Origin of the sequence: Roseobacter cerasinus (genome assembly GCF_009811755.1) — a bacterium.
In the GTDB taxonomy this organism is placed as follows: Bacteria; Pseudomonadota; Alphaproteobacteria; order Rhodobacterales; family Rhodobacteraceae; genus Roseobacter; species Roseobacter cerasinus.
This window is the reverse complement of sequence record NZ_BLIV01000003.1, coordinates 670,983-689,336: the sequence shown is the minus strand read 5'-3', so window position 1 is coordinate 689,336 and position 18,354 is coordinate 670,983. Positions and strand designations below refer to the sequence as shown.

At 59.1% G+C, this 18,354-nt stretch carries 18 protein-coding genes and 1 tRNA gene; 10 read left to right on the top strand and 9 right to left on the bottom strand.

Annotated elements, in window-relative coordinates:
• The 4 genes from So717_RS10845 to So717_RS10830 all read left to right on the top strand — a co-directional run bounded on the left by So717_RS10845 (position 1) and on the right by So717_RS10830 (position 2,921).
• Positions 1 to 972, top strand: coding sequence for an imelysin family protein (locus tag So717_RS10845; protein WP_159977044.1), 972 nt, complete (start codon positions 1 to 3; stop codon positions 970 to 972).
• Complete coding sequence (locus So717_RS10840; protein WP_159977042.1) at positions 972 to 2,036, top strand: DUF1513 domain-containing protein; 1,065 nt, start codon at positions 972 to 974, stop codon at positions 2,034 to 2,036. Before So717_RS10845 ends, So717_RS10840 begins: the two co-directional genes overlap by 1 nt.
• 18 nt (positions 2,037 to 2,054) lie before the next feature.
• Positions 2,055 to 2,300, top strand: a complete 246-nt coding sequence (locus So717_RS10835) for a sulfatase-like hydrolase/transferase (protein ID WP_238840817.1) — start codon at positions 2,055 to 2,057, stop codon at positions 2,298 to 2,300.
• A 114-nt stretch (positions 2,301 to 2,414) separates the two neighbouring features.
• Positions 2,415 to 2,921: an alkaline phosphatase family protein gene (locus tag So717_RS10830; RefSeq protein ID WP_159977038.1), complete on the top strand. Its 507-nt coding sequence runs from the start codon at positions 2,415 to 2,417 to the stop codon at positions 2,919 to 2,921.
• A gap of 318 nt (positions 2,922 to 3,239) precedes the next feature.
• Here the strand turns inward: So717_RS10830 and So717_RS10825 are convergent, their stop codons facing one another.
• Together So717_RS10825 and So717_RS10820 are read right to left on the bottom strand one after the other, a co-directional pair.
• Positions 3,240 to 4,079: an amidohydrolase family protein gene (locus So717_RS10825; RefSeq protein ID WP_159977036.1), complete on the bottom strand. Its 840-nt coding sequence runs from the start codon at positions 4,077 to 4,079 to the stop codon at positions 3,240 to 3,242.
• 19 nt (positions 4,080 to 4,098) lie between these two features.
• Positions 4,099 to 5,130: an aldo/keto reductase gene (locus So717_RS10820; RefSeq protein WP_202981906.1), complete on the bottom strand. Its 1,032-nt coding sequence runs from the start codon at positions 5,128 to 5,130 to the stop codon at positions 4,099 to 4,101.
• 98 nt (positions 5,131 to 5,228) lie between these two features.
• Between So717_RS10820 and So717_RS10815 the strand changes: the two genes are divergently transcribed.
• Genes So717_RS10815 through So717_RS10805 form a run of 3 tightly spaced genes read left to right on the top strand, consistent with a single transcriptional unit; the run spans position 5,229 to position 8,604 of the window.
• Complete coding sequence (locus tag So717_RS10815) at positions 5,229 to 6,029, top strand: BtpA/SgcQ family protein (RefSeq protein WP_159977034.1); 801 nt, start codon at positions 5,229 to 5,231, stop codon at positions 6,027 to 6,029.
• Entirely contained in the window at positions 6,026 to 7,120 is a 1,095-nt protein-coding gene (locus tag So717_RS10810) for a M42 family metallopeptidase (protein ID WP_159977032.1), read from the top strand. The genes So717_RS10815 and So717_RS10810 overlap by 4 nt, the downstream gene beginning before the upstream one ends.
• The gene (locus So717_RS10805; protein WP_159977030.1) at positions 7,120 to 8,604 is read left to right on the top strand and encodes an FGGY-family carbohydrate kinase; all 1,485 of its coding nucleotides are present in this window, start codon (positions 7,120 to 7,122) and stop codon (positions 8,602 to 8,604) included. The genes So717_RS10810 and So717_RS10805 overlap by 1 nt, the downstream gene beginning before the upstream one ends.
• On the opposite strand, the gene So717_RS10800 is transcribed toward So717_RS10805, so the two are convergent.
• Complete coding sequence (locus So717_RS10800; RefSeq protein ID WP_159977028.1) at positions 8,601 to 8,954, bottom strand: DUF1428 domain-containing protein; 354 nt, start codon at positions 8,952 to 8,954, stop codon at positions 8,601 to 8,603. The genes So717_RS10805 and So717_RS10800 overlap by 4 nt on opposite strands.
• 887 nt (positions 8,955 to 9,841) lie before the next feature.
• Here So717_RS10800 and So717_RS22645 point away from each other — a divergent pair.
• Both So717_RS22645 and So717_RS10790 read left to right on the top strand, forming a co-directional pair.
• Positions 9,842 to 10,249: a VapE domain-containing protein gene (locus So717_RS22645; RefSeq protein ID WP_368854955.1), complete on the top strand. Its 408-nt coding sequence runs from the start codon at positions 9,842 to 9,844 to the stop codon at positions 10,247 to 10,249.
• A 218-nt stretch (positions 10,250 to 10,467) separates the two neighbouring features.
• On the top strand, positions 10,468 to 11,628 hold the full coding sequence (locus tag So717_RS10790) for a DNA cytosine methyltransferase (RefSeq protein ID WP_159977026.1): 1,161 nt from the start codon (positions 10,468 to 10,470) through the stop codon (positions 11,626 to 11,628).
• Here the strand turns inward: So717_RS10790 and So717_RS10785 are convergent.
• The 5 genes from So717_RS10785 to So717_RS10765 all read right to left on the bottom strand — a co-directional run bounded on the left by So717_RS10785 (position 11,625) and on the right by So717_RS10765 (position 15,748).
• Positions 11,625 to 12,629, bottom strand: coding sequence for an Eco29kI family restriction endonuclease (locus So717_RS10785; protein WP_159977024.1), 1,005 nt, complete (start codon positions 12,627 to 12,629; stop codon positions 11,625 to 11,627). The genes So717_RS10790 and So717_RS10785 overlap by 4 nt on opposite strands.
• An 85-nt stretch (positions 12,630 to 12,714) precedes the next feature.
• Positions 12,715 to 13,755 carry a DUF262 domain-containing protein gene (locus So717_RS10780; protein ID WP_159977022.1) on the bottom strand — a complete coding sequence of 347 codons (1,041 nt, stop codon included), beginning with the start codon at positions 13,753 to 13,755 and terminating at the stop codon, positions 12,715 to 12,717.
• Complete coding sequence (locus So717_RS10775) at positions 13,755 to 14,498, bottom strand: FRG domain-containing protein (RefSeq protein WP_159977020.1); 744 nt, start codon at positions 14,496 to 14,498, stop codon at positions 13,755 to 13,757. The genes So717_RS10780 and So717_RS10775 overlap by 1 nt, the downstream gene beginning before the upstream one ends.
• Before the next feature lie 191 nt (positions 14,499 to 14,689).
• Positions 14,690 to 14,764, bottom strand: a tRNA-Asn gene (locus So717_RS10770).
• A 72-nt stretch (positions 14,765 to 14,836) separates the two neighbouring features.
• Positions 14,837 to 15,748 carry an MBL fold metallo-hydrolase gene (locus So717_RS10765; RefSeq protein WP_159977177.1) on the bottom strand — a complete coding sequence of 304 codons (912 nt, stop codon included), beginning with the start codon at positions 15,746 to 15,748 and terminating at the stop codon, positions 14,837 to 14,839.
• Between the two features lie 48 nt (positions 15,749 to 15,796).
• On the opposite strand from So717_RS10765, the gene So717_RS10760 reads away from it, so the two are divergent.
• Positions 15,797 to 17,122, top strand: a complete 1,326-nt coding sequence (locus tag So717_RS10760) for an ATP-binding protein (protein ID WP_159977018.1) — start codon at positions 15,797 to 15,799, stop codon at positions 17,120 to 17,122.
• A 9-nt stretch (positions 17,123 to 17,131) separates the two neighbouring features.
• Here So717_RS10760 and So717_RS10755 read toward each other — a convergent pair whose 3' ends face one another.
• Positions 17,132 to 17,944, bottom strand: coding sequence for a VPLPA-CTERM sorting domain-containing protein (locus So717_RS10755; protein ID WP_159977016.1), 813 nt, complete (start codon positions 17,942 to 17,944; stop codon positions 17,132 to 17,134).
• Positions 17,945 to 18,354: the final 410 nt, after the last annotated feature.

The following is an 18,354-nucleotide window of genomic DNA, read 5'->3' as shown; positions in this document are numbered from 1 at the left end:
ATGAAATACGTCCTCGTCGCGGCCTGCCTTTATGCGCCCACGTCTCTCGTGGCGGACGTGAACGCCGTGGTGACGGATCACATTCTGCCCGCACATGCCGCGTTTGACGAGGCTGGCGCGGCCTTGGTTACCGCAACCGCCGCCTGCGACAGACCCGAAATGCAGGCGGCGTATCATGCGGCTTTTGATGCCTGGATGGGGGCCAGCCACATTCAGTTCGGCCCGATTGAGGCGCAGGGGCTGTCTCTCGCCATCGCCTTCTGGCCGGACCCGAAGAACCAGACAGAGAAGAGCCTTGCGCGGTTGATCGCGGCCGAAGATCCGGCGGTGGGCGACCCGTTGCAATTTGCTGAGGTTTCGGTGGCCGCGCAAGGGTTGATGGCCCTGGAGAGCCTGTTGTTCACGGAGCGTGAGGAGAGCCCATACTTTTGCGCCCTGGCCCAGGCCATCGCCATGCATCTGGCGCAGAGCGCGGCCAGTCTCAATGCTTCCTGGCGAGGGGATCATGCGCAGGTGCTGATGCGCGCGGGGCCTCAGAATGCCATTTATCAATCGCAGGCGGAGGCCCAGAGGGTCATCTATACCGCGCTGTCGACGGGCCTGGAATTCCTGCATGATCAACGGCTTGGTCGTCCCTTGGGGACGTTTGAGCGGCCGCGGCCCAGGCGCGCAGAGGCGCGCCGGTCCGAGCGCAGCCAGCGCAACATTGTTCTGAGCCTGCACGCTCTTGAGGCGCTGGCGACCGCGCTGGCGGACGCGGATATCCCTGAGACGCGCGCCGCTTTTGCTGAGGCGATCGCGCGGGCGGACGCGCTGGATGATCCGTCCTTGCAAGGGGTCGCGGACCCGGCCAGACGCTTTCGGATCGAAGTGCTGCAGCAAGCTGTGGGCACGGTACAGCGGGCGGTGGATGAAGAGATCGGCGCGGCTTTGGGCGTGCGTGCGGGGTTCAATTCCCTGGACGGCGACTGATGCCGAGCCGTCGCAGCTTTCTGGCCGGGTTGCTGGCCAGCGGGATGACCGCTGAGCTGAGCTGGGCAGATGCGGGTGGCCCCAGTCATTTGAGCGCAGCTATGACGCCCGGCGGAGACTATGTGCTGGTCGGGCTGCGGCCCGGCGGCGAACTGGCTTTCAGCCAGCCCTTGCCGGGCCGGGGCCACGCTGCGGTGGCCCATCCCGCGAGACCCGAGGCCGTGGCTTTTGCGCGGCGCCCGGGGACATATGCGCTGGTGATCGATTGTGTGTCGGGTGCCGTTTTGCACGCCTTGGCCGCCCCGGCGGGTCATCATTTCTATGGCCATGGGGCGTTTTCCGCGGATGGCACACTGTTGTTCACAACCGAAAATCACATCGCAAGCGGGCAGGGTCGGGTCGGCGTCTGGGCGCGTGAGGATGGATATGCACGTGTGGGTGGCAGGCCCTCTGGCGGCATTGGCCCACATGAGATGCTGCGCTTACCGGGCCGCAAGCTGCTGGCCGTGGCCAATGGTGGCATCCTCACGCGGCCGGAGACTGGGCGCGAGAAGCTGAATCTCGACATCATGCGTCCAAATCTCACGCTGATGACTGAGGCAGGGGACATCACAGAGCAGGCCGCATTGCCCGACGGTCTGAATCGCAGTTCCCTGCGCCACATTGCCGGGTTCGCCGATGGTAGCATCGCCTGTGGGTTCCAGTGGGAGGGTGACCCCTATGACGGCCCTGCTTTGGTTGCGCTCTATAAAGATGGATCACTTCGACTGCTCGACAGCCCGGAGGACGCAGTACGGAGCCTCGACGCTTATGTCGGGTCGGTTGCGGCGCTGTCTGATGGCAAGATTGCCGTGACCTCGCCACGCGGGGGGGTGGTGCAGGTCTTTGATCCAACCCTCGGCTTTCTGGTGCAAAGCCTGCAAGCTGATGTCTGCGGGGTGGCGGCCAGCGGAGGCGCAGGCCTCGCCACCGACGGTCTGGGAGGTGTGCATCATGTGGGCGAACGGTTGCAACGCATTGGCCAGCACAATCTGGCCTTTGACAACCATCTGGTGGCGATCTGACCAGTAAGTCTGCGGCCTGTGACGGGCAATTATATCCTCTTCATCATGTGTGACCAGCTGCGGTTCGGCTGCCTCGGGCGCACCGGTCTCCCGCGCCTGAAGACCCCGCATATCAACGCGCTCGCGGCGCGCGGGCTGCGCTGTGACAGCGCTTATGTGTCGTCGCCCATGTGCGAACCCAGCTGGGTGAGCACATATGCCGGGCGGTATGTGCGCAGCCACGGGTTCACCTGGAACCAGACGCTGCTGTGGGTGGGGAGGTAGCGCTGGGTGATCATCTGGAACCGCTCGGCCTGCGTGCCGCGCTCTGTGGCAAGACCCATATGGCGGTGCACGCCGAAAGCATGGCGCGCCTGGGGATCGACCCGAGTTCCGGCATTGGCGCGCGCGGCGCCGGGTGTGGTTTCGGGGTCTGGAACCGGCGCGACGGATGCACCCAACAGGCGGCAAGCGCCCTCGCACGACAATCATCGCCTGGCAGGTCTGGGTTATGCTGGCCGGAATCGCTGGGAGCAATGGGCGAATTCAGCGCAGAGCGATGACGAGGCGATCCTCTCCGGTTGGCTCATGCAGCACGCCGACAGGCCCGCCCGCGTGCCTGAGGCCAGGAGCGGGACATCCTATACCACAACCCGGGTGATGGCGTTCACCGAGGGTGCGGGGGATCAGCCCTGGTGCTTGCATCTCAGCTATTGCAAACCGCATTGGCGCTACATCGTGCCGCCCCCCTACTGTGACATGCACTGGCCGGAGCATGTGCTGCCTGCGGTGAGGTCCGAGGCGGAGCGCTTCGATCCCCATCCTGTGCGCACCGCCGACCACCAGCACCGGTTTTCCAAGGTCTTCGCCCGCGACGAGGTATGCGCCCGCTGCGCCGCGCCCTGACCGCTGCGCTGGATTTGCTGATCGTGAACCGGGTTGAGGCGGACGCATACGTGGGTCTCAATTTTCCGATGCTGGAGACCGGGGGCCACAGGGAGTCGTTTACGATGGATCGGTGAGGCCAGGCTATTCGGTTGATGTGGTTTCAAAACATGGCGCAAAGGATGTCCTTGTCGGCGCGCTGGCGATCAAGGTCATTCGCGGGGTTCATCTCCTCGCGGCAATTCCCTTCGCGCAAGCCGCAGCTGCCTGTCATGTGAGCACACCAACGCCGCGTCGCGGGTAACTTGACCGTACGGCTGTGATGGCCTTTCTCGCAGGTCACGCCAAGCGGTAGAACCGGCGGGCGGTGCCACCAAAAATCTCGCCGCGTTCGGCGTCATTCAGGTGATCGGTCAGCCCCTGCGCCACCTCCAGCCAATCGCCATAGTCTGCAAACACCCGCACCACAGGCCAGTCCGAGCCCCACATCACCCGGCGCGGGCCAAAGGCCTGCAGGATGTAATCGGAGAAGGGGCGCAAATCGTCCGGTGTCCAGCCGTCGCGCGCTTCGGTGATCATGGCCGAGAACTTGCAGAAGGCCTGCGTGTCTTCGGCCAGCCGGGTGATGCCGGCCACCCACGCTGCAAAAATGTCCTCACCCGCCATCTGCGCATGAATTTGCGGCTTCATCAGATGATCAATCACCACGCGCATGTCGGGGTAGCGTGTGAAGAGTGTGTGGAACTGGGTCAGATGCTGCGGCAGCCCCAGCGCGTCGAACGTCAGGTCCAGATCGATCAGCGCCTGATAGGCCCACTGCACATCGTCCTGCAGCATCCAGTCCACATTAGGGATGTCCTGGATCATCGGGCGCACGCCCACAAATTTCGGATGTCTGGCCAGCCGCCGCAGCACATCAATCTGCCCCGCGTCCTCAAAATCGATCCAGCCGACCACCGCCTTCACGCTGGGTGTCGCTTCGGCCAGCCCCAGCAGATACTCGGTCTCGGCCACCGTGGCCGCCGCCTGCACCAGCACCGTGCCCGCAATCCCGTGGCGCGCCAGCGCCGGTTCAAGGTCGGCCGGGCCGTAGTCGCGGTTCAGAACTGCAATATCGGGCATCCAGTCATAGTCACCGCGGTCGATCTGCCAATAGTGCTGATGCGCGTCGATTTTCATGGCTCAGTGCTCCGCATGTTCAACCGGTGGGTGCATCCTCGCGCATGAGCCCCTTGGCCTTCAAGTCATCCCAGAGCGCTGCGGGGATTTCCGCCTGCGCGGCTGCGAGGTTGCCCTGCATCTCCGACACACCCTGACCTCCAGGGATCACCGCCACATGCGCAGGGTGCAGCAGCGGAAACTGAAAGGCCGCATCCACAAGACGCACGCCGTGATCGCGGCAGACCGCCTCGATTGCACTCACGCGGTCCAGCACGTCCTGCGGTGCCACATCATAGTTGTAGTAGGCGCCGGGCTTCGCGCCGGTGGCGAGAATGCCGGAGTTGTAAGGCCCGCCGGTCACGATGCCGATGCCACGCGCCTCACAGAGCGGCAGGAAGCCGTTCAGCGCCTCTTGCTCCAGCAGCGTATAGCGACCAGCGAGCAGGAAGAGGTCGAAATCCCCGCGCTCTGCCAGGGTCTGGCAGACTTCCCACTCGTTGATGCCGCCGCCGATGGCCTGCACTAGCCCCTGGTCGCGCAAGCTGACCATGGCGTCGTAGCCGCGCCCGCCAAAGAACTCCTCGATCCGCATGTCGGAGACCTCTTTGGAGCCATGGCTGAAGATACAGAGATCATGCACATAGAGAATGTCAATCCGGTCGACGCCAAGGCGTGAAAACGAATGTTCGACCGAGCGCATCACCCCGTCATAGGTATAGTCATATTGCTCACGGCGGCAGGGCACCTCGAACCACTTGCCCACGCCCGAGCGATGCTCAGGCGCACAGTGCTGCATGAGCCGCCCCACTTTGGATGACAGCACATAGTCTTCGCGTGGCTTGCCGCGCAGAAACGGGTTCAACCGGGTCTCGGACAGTCCCATGCCATAGAGCGGTGCGGTGTCGTAATAACGCACACCGCCCTCCCAGGCGGCATCCAGCGTGGCGCGCGCATCTTCATCGGAAATCGCCTTGTAGAGGTTGCCCAGAGGCGCTGTGCCGAACCCCAGCTCGGTGAAGGTCACACCGCCATTTCCGATCCGATCCCAATGCCTTGTCTTCAATGCCATGTCGCGGCTCTCCCTTATGTTGGCCCAAGCATAGACCAGTTTCCCTTTGCGTGAACAGGCTGCAAAACCTAAGCTGGGACAGGGAAGGGGAGAGGGTCATGACAGAGCGCTTTCGTGCGGTGTTCGGTGCGGGAAAACCCGTAATTGGCATGGTGCATCTGGGTGCGCTGCCCGGCAGCCCGCTCTATGATCCGGATCTGGATCTGGTGGCCGCCGCGCGCGCCGATCTGCGCGCCTTGCAGGCCGCTGGCTTTGATGCGGTGATGTTCGGCAACGAAAACGACCGGCCATATGAATTCCAGGTTGATGCCGCTTCAACCGCCATGATGGCCTATGTGATCGGGCAGCTGCGCGATGAGATCACCGTGCCTTTTGGTGTGAACATGCTCTGGGACCCTATGGCGAGCGTCGCCGTGGGGGCCGTGACGGGGGCCGCCTTTGTGCGCGAGATTTTTACCGGTACCTATGCCTCTGACATGGGGCATTGGGCGCCGGATGCGGGACAGGCCATGCGCTACCGTAACCGGTTGGGGCGGTCGGAGATGGCGATGCTGTTCAACGTCTCGGCGGAGTTCGCACATTCGCTGGACGCCCGGCCCCTGGCGGATCGCGCCCGGTCTGCGGTGTTTTCTTCGATCCCCGATGCGGTGCTGGTGTCGGGTCAGATCACGGGGGAGGCGGCTGCGATGAGTGATCTGGAAGCCGTGAAAGTGGCCTTGCCCGACACGCCGGTTCTGGCCAACACCGGGGTCAAGCACAATACGGTTGCGGATGTTTTGCGCGTGGCGGATGGCTGCATTGTCGGCTCTTCGCTGAAAGTCGATGGCGACACCTGGAAGCCCGTGGACCCCGACCGCGCCGCTGATTTCATGGACCGCGTGCAGGCGGCGCGTGCATGACAGATCAGATTGAGGAAGATCTGATGGCGCTGATGCGCATCCCGGGTCTTTCGGGCCATGAGGATCGCGTCCGGCGCGCCATTGCAGCCCGTCTTGAGGCAATGGGCTGCGCGGCTCAAAGCGATGTGCTCGGGAACCTTTGGGTGAGCTTCGAGGGGCAGGGGCCGTCGGTGATGCTCTTTACCCATATGGATCAGCTGGGTTTTGTTGTGCGCAAGATCGAAGCGGATGGCCTTTTGCGCCTTGAACGTCTTGGCGGGGTGCCAGAGCGCGCGCTGCCCGCACAGGAGGTGCTGATCTGTCTTGGCGAGGGCAGGGACCTGCCGGGCGTGATCGCCAACAAGAGCCATCACGCCACGACGTCTGCCGAGAAATACACTGTGGTGCCCTATGCCGAGGTCTTTGTCGACGCAGGCTTTGCGACGAAAGGCGCGGCGGAGGCTGCGGGCCTGCGCATTGGCACGCCTGTGGTCTATTCGCCCCGCGCGGTGCAGCTGGGCGACACCCGCATCATGGGCACCAGCGTCGATGATCGCGCGGGCTGTGCCGTGCTGCTTGATGTCGCCGCCAACCTCCTGCAGCGGAGGGATGGACCTCCGGTGCATTTGTGCTTCACGGTGCAGGAGGAGTTCAGCCTGCGCGGCGCGCAGCCGCTGGCGCAGCGGTTGCAGCCGGATATCGCGCTGCAGATTGACCTGATGCTGGCCAGCGACACACCCGATATGGCAACGCGCGGCGAGATGGCGCTGGGGCAGGGGCCGGGCGTGAGCCTTTACAGCTTTCACGGGCGTGGCACGCTGAACGGTGTGATCCCGCATCCCGCATTGGTGCGCTTGGCCGAAGACAGTGCAGCCGCCCGAGGCCTGCCGCTGCAACGCTCGGCGCAGACCGGCGTGTTGACCGATCTCAGCTATGTGCAGCTGGTGGGTGAGGGAGTGGCGAGCCTCGATCTGGGCTTTCCCATGCGCTATTCGCATTCGGCCCGCGAGGTCTGTGATCTGCGCGATCTCGCGCAGCTTTCGACTCTTCTGCAAGAGATGTTGGCGCGCCTCACCCCTGACTACTCACTGAACCGGGACGACTATACCTGATGGCATATACACTGGGCATCGACATCGGCACCTATGAAACCAAGGGCGTTTTGGTGGACCACGCGGGCGAGGTCGTGGCGCAGGCCGCCCGCAGCCACGAGATGCTGGTGCCTCGACCCGGCTGGGCTGAGCATCGCCCGCAGGAGGACTGGTGGGGGGATTTCGTCTTTGTCTGCCAGACCCTGCTGCGGGAGAGCGGGATTGATGCGCGCGAGATCAAGGCCGTGGGGTGCAGCGCCATTGGTCCTTGCATGCTGCCGGTTGCGGCTGATGGCGCGCCCTTGATGAATGGCGTGCTATACGGCGTGGATGGTCGGGCCGAGATGGAGGTGCGTGAGCTCACCGAGCGGATTGGTGAGGATGTGCTGATTGCCCGCTGCGGCAATGCGCTGACATCCCAGTCGGTGGGCCCCAAGATCCTCTGGCTCAAGCGCCATCATCCAGACCTTTATGCGCAGGTCGCGCATGTGATGACATCGACCAGCTTTTTAGTGCAGCGGTTGACCGGGGAGGTGGTCATTGACCACTACACCGCCTCAAGTTTTGCGCCACTCTACGATGTGCATATCCAGGGGTGGGTCGATGATCTGGCGGATGACATTCTGCCGTTGGACAAGCTGCCGCGCTTGATGTGGTCGAGTGAGATCGCTGGGCAGGTGACCGAGGCGGCGGCCGCGGCGACCGGGCTGGCGCCCGGGACGCCAGTGACCGCCGGGACCATCGATGCCGCCGCCGAAGCGCTCTCTGTCGGGGTGGATCACCCGGGCGATATGATGATGATGTATGGCTCGACCATCTTCATCATTCTGCGCACGGCAAAGCGAGTCACCGACCCGCGCATCTGGTATGCCCCTTGGCTTTTTGAGGGAGAGCATGCGTCGATGGCGGGGCTGGCCACCTCAGGCACGCTGACCCATTGGTTCCGGGATCAGATCGCACGTGATCTGGACACGGCGGAGGCCTTCCCTCTGCTGGCTCAGGAGGCTGCGGCCTCACCCCCCGGAGCCAATGGTCTGTTGCAGCTGCCTTATTTCTCGGGGGAACGTACGCCCTTGCATGACGTGCATGCCAAAGGCGCTTTGTTTGGTTTAAACCTGACCCACACACGCGGCGACATGTATCGCGCGCTGATCGAAGGCATCGCCTATGGTACCCGCCATGTGACCGACACTTTCGCAGAGTTCGGGTCCTCGCCCAAACGCGTGCTTGCTGTGGGCGGTGGGACGAAAAACCAGCTGTGGCTGCAAGCGACCTCGGACATCACGGGCATAGATCAGGTGGTTTGCCAAAAGACCATTGGCGCAAGTTATGGCGACGCCTTTTTGGCAGCCATTGCGATTGAGGCGGTGAAACGTGCGGATATCGCCCAGTGGAACCCAGCGGCGGCCACGGTCACTGCCGTGTCTCACCCGGCCTATAGCACGGGTTATGATCTGTTTCGCCGCCTCTACGAGCAGACAAAAGACATCGCGCGTCTTCTTTAGGTTTCAAGGAGTGTTTCGAAACCACCGAAAATCAGGCGCTTGCCGTCGAAGGGCATTGGGTTTGCATCGGGGGACATTTCGGGGTCTTCCATGATTTTGGCCCACCCGGCATCACGCACGTCCTTGGACGGCCAGACAACCCAGGAGAAGACCACGGTTTCGGTGTCCTTGCATTGAACGGCCTGCGGAAAGGACGTGACCTCGCCCATTGGAACATCATCCCCCCAGTTCTCAACAGTCTTCAATGCTCCGTAGCGTTTGAATACGGCACCGGCGATCCGGGAATGATCGAGGAATTCCTGCTTTTTGTCGTTTGGCACCGCCGCGACAAATCCGTCTATATATGACATGTGTTCACCTCCTTTTGCGGTAAGACTCTGACCTGCTCTTTGGAGAGCCTGCTATCTTAGATTGGTTCCGTTCAGGTTTTGACCTCCATTTGACCAGTTAGCATATTCGCATAGCGTCAGGCCAGCGAGGCTGGAACTTCAAATATGCCAGCTTGGTCATGGAGGCGTTCTGTGCTCCACGAAAGGAAAAAGCGGTCGAAGTCATCAAAGGTCTGACGAGACGGGTTTCTTTTCGTGTATTCAACCTGACCGAACACGCGTTCTGGTGGCAAACGGGGCAACAAATCGCCACGCCCATGTTTCGGCCGCAGCTTGAAGCACTGCTGGGGTCACCTGCGCAGCGACCGTTGGCCCTTCCCCGGGCGATATGGCAACGGGTGACAGAAAAGACCAGACTGCTAAGTTCGCGTTTCCCGACCTAGGCTAGGCTGCAGGGCTGGACGAAGACAGGGACCAGAAACAGACAACTCCAATCTGCGCGGTGTTTTCTGTGCTTACTCTGTACTCGGGCCCCGAGGGGCACGACGAAAATCAGCCTAAGTGCTTGATTTTTATGGCTCCGGCGGTAGGGATCGAACCTACGACCAATTGATTAACAGTCTGAGATTGCGAGCAAATCATGGTCCATTTTGGCTCATTCGGGGCGTACGGTGCCTTGAAAACATAGCAATATCATCCCGGTAACACCATCCAGGCCCACCTGGATTAATCGCAAACACTGTACTCGGGACTGTGCTTTTCATGACCATACTCAAATTCACCGAGGCCCGTATCAGGGACCTCCCACTCGGCTCGGGCATCCATCGGGACACCGAAGTGAAAGGGCTGATGTGCATCTGCCATACCTGAGCGATCCAACTGGTGCTCGGCGTTTCTGGCCGTTGGAAATGGCTCCTGGGTCCAGAGTTGATCTGGATTGGATTGCCGAGCATCGAGACCAACTCTGGGCCGAAGCTGATGCGTTGTTCAAGTCGGGCATCGGGCACGTATTACCGGAGCCTTTGTGGTCGATGGCGGCAGAACGCCAGGCAGACGAGACGGTCGATGATCCCTGGGTTGACGAATTGGCGGTGATGCTGAGCAACCGGCGAACGGAACGGCAAGCCTTTGAGAATAGAACGGGCGACTATGCCGAAGAAACGATTAATGGGGAGCGGGTTGCCTCACCGTTGCGTGAGCCTCCATCGGCTTCGTGTTGGTGTGGTGGAATGCCCGCGCCAGCTGATCCGGGTCGGACAGGTCAAAGCTGGCCATGGCCGAGTTCCCAGACGCCAAGACCACGGTCCGCTCTATAGCGTCGGTTGCGGCCGTCCTGCGGAAGAAGGGTGTAGACGTCCCGATGCTGCGCTAGGCGGCAGTCGGCTTTGTGGTCGGCCCATCGGAGACCACAAAACCATGTACGAGCAGCACCCCATGTTCTATATCTTGTGCGGTAGGGTCCTCGAACCCGCAAGCAGCTAATCAGGAAGCATTAATCTTCACGCTATACGATGAAGATGATCGGAAGAGCGGTATGAGATCAGTTGAACTATTCGTCGGGGCGGGTGGCCTAGGATTGGGAGTGAGCCAAGCTGGTTTCACGCCAGTTGCAGTTATGGACTGGGACCGATGGGCTTGCGATACCATTCGCCAAAACAAAGATCTGGGTTTGGACTTGGTTGCCGATTGGCCTCTCCACGAGGTTGATGTTCGAGAGTTTGATTTCAAGAGCATTGAAAATGACGTCGACTTGGTAACTGGTGGACCGCCTTGCCAGCCGTTCTCACTAGGAGGAAGACACCGAGCGCATCTCGATCCAAGAGATATGTTCCCGCAAGCAATCCGAGCAATCAGAACTCTGAAGCCTCGTGCATTCGTTTTCGAAAACGTGAAGGGGCTTACCCGAACAACCTTTGCAAATTACCTCGAGTATATTCGCCTGCAGCTAAGGCATCCGGAACTCGTCGAAAAGCACGGCGAGCCTTGGTTGGATCACTTGGCTCGGTTAGAGGAATATGAAACCAAGGGTCGATACCGTGGATTAGAGTATCGTGTAGCGCTACGTGTTCTCAACTCTGCAAATTACGGGGTTCCCCAAAAGCGTGAACGTGTCTTCATCGTTGGTTTTCGATCAGATACCTCAATCGATTGGCACTTCCCTGACACGACGCATTCCCAAGATGCATTGCTTTGGGACAAATGGCGTTCCGGAGAATACTGGGACCGGCACAAGGTTTCGAAGAAGGATCGCCCCGAGGAGGAGCGCCAAATTCGACGAGCATCACGTCTAGACGCGCGACCAAATTTCGCGGGCTGGAAGACCGTTCGAGATGCGATTTCGGATATGCCGGACCCAAAAATGTCGCCCAAGCGGTCAACAAAGTTCAAGGATCATAACTTTCAACCAGGTGCTAGAAGCTACCCAGGTCACACAGGTAGTCCTCTAGATGAGCCCGCAAAAACATTAAAAGCAGGCGTGCACGGCGTGCCCGGTGGAGAGAACATGCTAAGACGACCTGATGGGAGTGTTAGATACTTTACAATCCGGGAGTCAGCGCGTCTCCAGACCTTCCCAGACCAGATGGTTTTTCACGGATCATGGAGTGAAACCATGCGCCAGCTTGGAAACGCTGTGCCTGTTGAACTTGGTAGAGTTGTTGCAGAAAGTGTACGGGACAAGTTGGGCAATAGCTAAGTTCCTCCAAGAAGGAGGGATTTAAAGTCGACCTCATCAATAGGCGGGAAGGCATCTAGATGGTCGGAAATATCGGCCGCTATTTCAGCAGGCGTTTTCATCTCCTCACTCGCAAGCGCCCATTTACGTCCCGGGTGCAATGTGTCCCAAGGAGATTTTTTGTTCTTGCGAGTATTGGCATCATCACCATGCTTGCCAATACCAAAGCAGATTTTGGTTTCTTTGTTCCAAATTGGCTTAAAGTAATTGATGAGGAAGTTTTCGGCGGTTACCTGAAATCCGCTAGCGGTCACAAGGTACCGAACTTCAAAATCATCTAGGCTTATGCCACCTTCGCCCGACACCAACTCTATGCTCTTGCGGTGCTCATTGATCCGTCGACTCAATGACTCACCTTGCTCGGTAGGGTTTTCCGCATGCGCAATCTTGGGGTCGGCCTTGCCTGTATACAGAGGCGTCTCCTTTCCTGAAATCTTTTCGTATGCGGGGAAGTCGCCCTTGTAATAGAGCGCATAGACACCCGCACCGTAGAATTTTTCGACTTCCGCAAGGGGGTGACGGGGTTGGATTAGCAGGGCTGCAGCAGTAAACCGGCCCATGTAGTTTGGATTTGATGGGTCAAAAATGTGTTCTGGTTGCTTGACTGCATCCAATTCGGCTTCCAGTTCCCGCAAGAGCTCCATTTTGGCGGTCAGTTCTTGTCGCAGCCGCTTTTTCTTAACAGCACTTAGGGCTTCAATTGCGGACCTCGCGTTGTTCGGATCAGTCGCCAGGAGATCTTCTGCAACTGAGTTGGCTCCGACTAATGCTCCACCAATCGCTTTCCCATCGTTCTCAAGCCAAGTCTTGAATTCCTCGACCTTGTATGTGGGACCATTTGGTCCTTCCGACACAGGTTTGGGAAAGTCGGCCTTGCGTTTGGACCAGTTCCAGACGGCTTGGCGAGAAACATTTGCTATCGAGGCGAGCTCCGTAAGGGAGGCAAGTTGCGTATTTTCCATAGATGTTCCTTGTGTACATTGATCGTGTACACAAGTTGGGGGTGCGGCTGGCGATTGTCAAGTGTGTATCTTGGGTTTGTACACACTAGGTAACGTGCTCACGCAAAACCTCATATCTTCGTTGAATGGCAGCGCCATCGTTTGACGACTGCGCAAGCTCGTCAAACTCGATCAGTTTGAAGTCGACACCGTCTTCCTCGGCAGCGAATTTCGCTCGGTTGTCCCTTCGAATGTCTTCGAAGCCAGAAAGTTCCGCTCTGCCAAAATTGATTGATGCGTTTTCGGAGAGTAACTTCGAGAACAGCAGGTAATAGACGACCACCATGCCTGAACTTTTTAGCAGCACATCGCTGTCAGCAAAGACTTCTGCCATCTTTGTGAGCACAGCAATAACGTGACCGACCGTTGCTTGAGCTACCGACACTTTTCCAGCCTTGGAGTCTTTCACAAAGGCGTCCAGCGAGGCCTTTTTTGTGTCTACAAACTCCCCAACATGCTCAAGATACAAGAGCTTAGCGGCAAGATCGTGGTAGCGATAGCGGGTGCCGGAGACTTTGACCTTGTTGGTAAAAAACGGGAGCGCCGCTATGTCTCGGAAGATGGTCGGTAGTGGGCCGCCAAACGCATTTCTTTTCTCGGCGGCGTTCAGTGGGGTGGCTTCATTTAGGCGCGTGAACATGTCCTCAATGAAATCAAGTTCGTCGGCAATGATCACCTGAACCGGAAGGCTTCGGGTGTGGAGCTTCGACAGAACGCGAGGGTATTTATCCGAAAGTTCGCTGTATGTCATGTTTGCAGCGGCAACATCTGGGTTGTCTTGCGCAGAAAAGTCTGCTCCCAAAGCAAACTTTCCTTCCACAAAATCCCAAATAGCCTCAAGTCGCTGACGACCATCGATCACCGCGTATCTCTTGCCTTCAATGGCATTTGGGCCAATCAAGTAGTGGAAATAGAATTTTGGGATGTCGTACCGGTTGATCAACGAGTCGATGAATAACTGCTTCTTATAGAGAGACCATACCCCTCCTGGCCTTTGGTATTCTGGGTCTACTTGAATCTCTGGTTTCAATTCGACCAGGTCCAGAACAGAGGATTCTGACATTGTGTTGATGTCAAATTTCGCCATTAGATAAAGCTCCGTGCATGTTCTGCTGCGTTGGCCAATTCTGGAAACAAGGAAAGCTTGCTGAGATTAAGGGCCTTAAGTTGGTTTCGAAAATTTTGTTTATTCGCGGCTGGGATAACAACTTTCCAAAGAGGATCAGTGTTGTCCAGTTCGTCTAAACCCGAAAGGTCTCGATGAGAAACCGTAAACACACCTTGTTGCATTTGAATTCTTGGGTTGTTTCTTACTGCGGTGGCGGCAAGCGGTTGAAAGGTCTGACGCTGCGCGCCGATTTTGCTCGGAAGGTAGTCGTCAAAGTGCTCGTCATCTCCCAGGCCCAGTACTTGCGTGGCGTTTGGATCGCGTAGCGAGACTGCGTTCAATTCTTGAGGGTGAAGGGCCCAGATACACCCATCATCGTCTTCATGTTTTCCGCCTTCGTCATTCACTGCAAAATATAGCGAGACCAGTACGCTCTCCGACCAGTCCAAGAGACGGGTCGGCAGGCCATGATGCTGCATCAAGAAAAGCCATTCCCATTCGTCCGCTGGTCTGTTGGTGATAAGAGGAAGGGCGTTCTGTTTGAAGCGGCGTATGAGCGGCAGCTCATTGTCCATCCCACCGTTTCGAGCGAGAGTGCAATCGAGTTTCCAAGTCGCGTCGGCGTGACCTCGAAACCAAACTGGTTCGTTTTCTGGAACTTGCCCAGACAATACGTCCAGCAGTTCTCCAATGCCCGTGATTTGCACGTCGTCGTATTTCATTGAAATCTCGCCTAAAAATCCCGCCTTCTTATCACATGCATCTTACAGTTGCGTAGCGGTCTAGTCGAGCAGGGTGTTGAGGAGGATCGTCCATAATCCGAGAACACCGATCCGAGCGGTGTTTGCTGTACTTATTCTGTACTCGAAAAGAAAAAGGACTTAGCCGATGAGCGCTAAGTCCTTGAAATCTTTGGCTCCGGCGGTAGGGATCGAACCTACGACCAATTGATTAACAGTCAACTGCTCTACCGCTGAGCTACGCCGGAACGGTTTTGGCGATATAGCAGCGGCTCTTTCGGGCGTCCAGAGGGATTTTGCGAAAACTGGCCGCCGCAGGTCTACAGCAGATGAAAGCGCGTCGTCGGGCGCAGCGGGGCCTGTGGTGCGATCCTTTTTTTACCCACAAGATCAACCAAATGCGCAAAAACGTTGCGCGTTGCGGCGGCAATCAAACCAGATGGCGTGTCGTGGTAGATCAGCACAGCCAACTCATGCGCATCCAGGGGGCCGGATCTGAGCGCTTCGAGGATGGCCGCTTCCCGAAGTTGGCGATGTGAAATCAGCCAATCCAGTCGCCCGGCTGGATCTTCTATCATATCGCCGTGGCCAGGATAAAACCGCCTCCAGGCCTGCTTTTGCAATCGTCGGCAGGACATCATGAAATCGGTCAGGTCGCCGTCCGGTGGCGAGACCAGCGAGCTGGCCCATCCCATGACGTGATCGGCTGTGAAGCAGGCATCTCCCCAGGCCAGGCAGATGTGATTGCCGATATGGCCCGGTGTATGCAGCACTCTCAGTCGCCAGCCATTGCCTGAGAGCAGCGCGCCATCTTCCAGCGTTTCATCGGGGTTGAAATCATCGGCGACACCCTCTCCGCCGCCGCTGAGGCCATCCTCCGCAAGACGTTGCATCACGGCAGATCGCCCGGAGATTGCCGGTCCGAAGGCCAAGACAGGCGCACCGCATTCCGCCTGCAGGGGGCGGGCGAGCGCCGCGTGATCCAGATGCGCATGGGTCACGACGATATGGGTGATCCGCTGCCCCGGGGTGATGGCCGCGAGGATCGCGCCCAGATGGTCGGCGTCCAGAGGGCCTGGGTCGATCACGGCAATATCGGTGTCGCCCAGCAGGTAGGTGTTTGTGCCGGAGTAGGTCATCGCAGAGGGGTTCGGCGCGACAATGCGCCGGAGGCCAGGCTCCAGTTGCTCTGCATCCCCTATGACCGGGTCAAATGGCTCTGAGGAGGACACGACCATTCACCCTTTCGTAGACAGCCACGCGCCTTTAGGGTTCTAGCCATGTCTTTTGCCTGGCTCAAATACTATATGCCGCGCAGCCTCTATGCGCGGGCCGTTATGATCCTGCTTTTGCCGGTTGTGGTTCTGCAATTGGTGGTGACCGTTCTCTTTCTGACGCGGCATTTCGAGGATGTCACACAGCAGATGGCGACCACTGTTGCCCGCGAGCTGCGGCTGGTTCTGGATGTGGTGGAGTCTGCGCCGGACCTGGGCTCCATCAACTCATATGTGATCGAAGAGCTGTCACAACTGGCCATTGTGGTTGAGCCTGTGGCTGAGGGTGACGTCCCCCAGGCTCATCTGCGCGACTTCTGGGATTTCTCGGGGCGGGTGATTGTCGCTATGCTTCCCGCGCAGGTGCAAAGCATCGCGGCCATTGATTTGACCGAGAACCGGCGGGTGCATGTCTATGCCGATACGCGATTTGGCCCCGTCAAGATCGGGTTTGACCGGCGCCGGATCTCTGCATCAAACCCGCACCAGCTGTTTGTAAATATGATCTTCTTTGGTGGTCTGGTCACGGTGATCGCCATCTTGTACCTGCGCAATCAGCTGCGGCCCATCAAACGGCTGGCCCGCGCGGCGGAGGCCTTTGGCCGCGGCCGTCACGAACCCTACAGCCCAGCAGGGGCGTTGGAAGTGCGTGCGGCAGGGCATGCCTTTCTCGACATGCGCAACCGCATCGAACGGCAGATCGAACAACGCACCCTGATGCTGTCGGGGGTCAGCCATGATCTGCGGACGCCCCTCACGCGCATGCGGCTGAGCCTGTCGATGCTCGAAGAGGACGAACGCGCCGCGCTGGAGCAGGACGTGGACGACATGCAGGGCATGCTTGACGCCTTTTTGAACTTTGTGAAAGGGGCAGGCGAGGGGGAGCCTGAGCCGATCGAGCCGCATGCCTTTGTTGCATCCGTTGTGGAGGATGCGCGGCGTGCCGGGCGGGATGTCGCGTTGCTGCCGCCCGATGGGGAGGGGACGGGCACGGTGCAGTTGAATCCCTTGGCCATGCGGCGCGCGCTGGACAATCTCATTTCCAACGCGGTGCGATATGGGGCGATGGCAGAAGTGTCTGTTCTGATGACAGAGAAAGCCCTGCGCATCCGCGTCGAAGACGATGGCCCCGGCATCCCCGAAGATCGGCGGGCGGAGGCCACGCGCCCCTTCACGCGGCTTGATGCGGCGCGCAATCAGGATCGGGGTGGTGGTGTCGGTCTTGGGCTTGCAATCGCGACCGATATCGCGCGGGCGCATGGTGGGGTGTTGCGGCTCAGCTCATCCGAGCGGTTGGGGGGCTTGCGTGCGGATATCGTGATTGCGCGATAGGGGCGCGCCTCAGCGCCGCCGCCTGCGCAGTCCGAATAGTCCGCCAAACGCCGCGAAGAGCATCCAGAACGCCGCAGGAAGCGGTACGACACCAACAGTCTCGGCTTCGTCAGGTGTCTTGCCGCCGTCATCAGACGGGTGCAATCTGTTGCCATCGGGGGTGTTCTGATCGCCATCGGGATCGCCTTCCGGGTCATCAAAAAACGTGATTGTCGGGCTCTCTTCCTCATCCTCCTGCGCGTTTGGAACCGGGTTGGAGCTTCTACGGAAGGGGCCGGACTCAAACGGGAAGGATGGCGGTTGCGATAGCCCGCTCGCAACCGGATCCGACGGCAGGCTTGGCAGGGCGATCACAGGGGGAGACTGGGTGATGCGGGATCCAAGAATAGGGGCCCAGAACGCGGTGATTGACATTGGGCCGATGTCCGCTGCCGCTTCATCTTCGAAGCTTGTCACTTCCTTGCGGCACACATCAGCGTAACGCGCAAAGTAGCGGTCCCATTCCGATTGTTGGAGCGGGCGGCCAATCAACTCAGCCAGTTGGACCGGTGTCAGCGCCTCTTTGCAAGGCTCCGGCAAACAGCTGCGCGGCAGTCGCGGCCCTTTGCCGGTGGCAAAGACGGTCTGATCGATGTCCGCCTCTGTGATGCACGCTCCGCCAGGTGCGCCCTGCTGCAACAGGTTGGTCAGAGACAGCACCTGCGCGGGGCGTGTGGGCGGGCTGACGGTATCCGACAGGGTGCGGGCAAAGCCGGGGCTTTGAACGACACTTGCGCAACAGACAGCCGTTGCGGCGACCAGACGTACTCGTTGACTGAACACGGGTGTAACCCCTCAGATAACTGCGACACTCGTAACAAACCCACCAGACTGTTTTCTCTGGCAGAGGTCACTTTTAGCACAATTTTTAGTCAAGGAGTCGATTCCGAGACCACATGGTAAACGGGAATGTGACGCAACATCAGCAGTTTGATCGCAGCGTTGTGATCTGTCGCCAGTCAGCCCTGCATTGATGAAAAATGACGGTCACGCCGCACCAGGAGACATATTCATGCGTGCGATCCTGCCTGCGTCCGTCCGCTGACGCTGGCGCGCCTATCATTTGTTTCAGAATGCGGGTGCGGGCTGCATGGTCTCACCTGCCTTTGGACAGGATGGTCTGGAGCATGTCGCCAGGCATTCGGAGATTGAAAACCAGCCAACTGCATGCAAGACCCATCCATCATGGGGAT

What these genes read in the sequence shown, in the direction of transcription:
- So717_RS10800 (WP_159977028.1), bottom strand. Translation starts at nt 8,954, where the DNA reads ATGTCATATATAGACGGATTTGTCGCGGCGGTGCCAAACGACAAAAAG.
- So717_RS10815 (WP_159977034.1), top strand. Translation starts at nt 5,229, where the DNA reads ATGACAGAGCGCTTTCGTGCGGTGTTCGGTGCGGGAAAACCCGTAATT.
- So717_RS10775 (WP_159977020.1), bottom strand. Translation starts at nt 14,498, where the DNA reads ATGAAATACGACGACGTGCAAATCACGGGCATTGGAGAACTGCTGGAC.
- So717_RS10785 (WP_159977024.1), bottom strand. Translation starts at nt 12,629, where the DNA reads ATGGAAAATACGCAACTTGCCTCCCTTACGGAGCTCGCCTCGATAGCA.
- So717_RS22645 (WP_368854955.1), top strand. Translation starts at nt 9,842, where the DNA reads ATGGCTCCTGGGTCCAGAGTTGATCTGGATTGGATTGCCGAGCATCGA.
- So717_RS10805 (WP_159977030.1), top strand. Translation starts at nt 7,120, where the DNA reads ATGGCATATACACTGGGCATCGACATCGGCACCTATGAAACCAAGGGC.
- So717_RS10840 (WP_159977042.1), top strand. Translation starts at nt 972, where the DNA reads ATGCCGAGCCGTCGCAGCTTTCTGGCCGGGTTGCTGGCCAGCGGGATG.
- So717_RS10820 (WP_202981906.1), bottom strand. Translation starts at nt 5,130, where the DNA reads ATGGCATTGAAGACAAGGCATTGGGATCGGATCGGAAATGGCGGTGTG.
- So717_RS10780 (WP_159977022.1), bottom strand. Translation starts at nt 13,755, where the DNA reads ATGGCGAAATTTGACATCAACACAATGTCAGAATCCTCTGTTCTGGAC.
- So717_RS10810 (WP_159977032.1), top strand. Translation starts at nt 6,026, where the DNA reads ATGACAGATCAGATTGAGGAAGATCTGATGGCGCTGATGCGCATCCCG.
- So717_RS10845 (WP_159977044.1), top strand. Translation starts at nt 1, where the DNA reads ATGAAATACGTCCTCGTCGCGGCCTGCCTTTATGCGCCCACGTCTCTC.
- So717_RS10790 (WP_159977026.1), top strand. Translation starts at nt 10,468, where the DNA reads ATGAGATCAGTTGAACTATTCGTCGGGGCGGGTGGCCTAGGATTGGGA.
- So717_RS10760 (WP_159977018.1), top strand. Translation starts at nt 15,797, where the DNA reads ATGTCTTTTGCCTGGCTCAAATACTATATGCCGCGCAGCCTCTATGCG.
- So717_RS10825 (WP_159977036.1), bottom strand. Translation starts at nt 4,079, where the DNA reads ATGAAAATCGACGCGCATCAGCACTATTGGCAGATCGACCGCGGTGAC.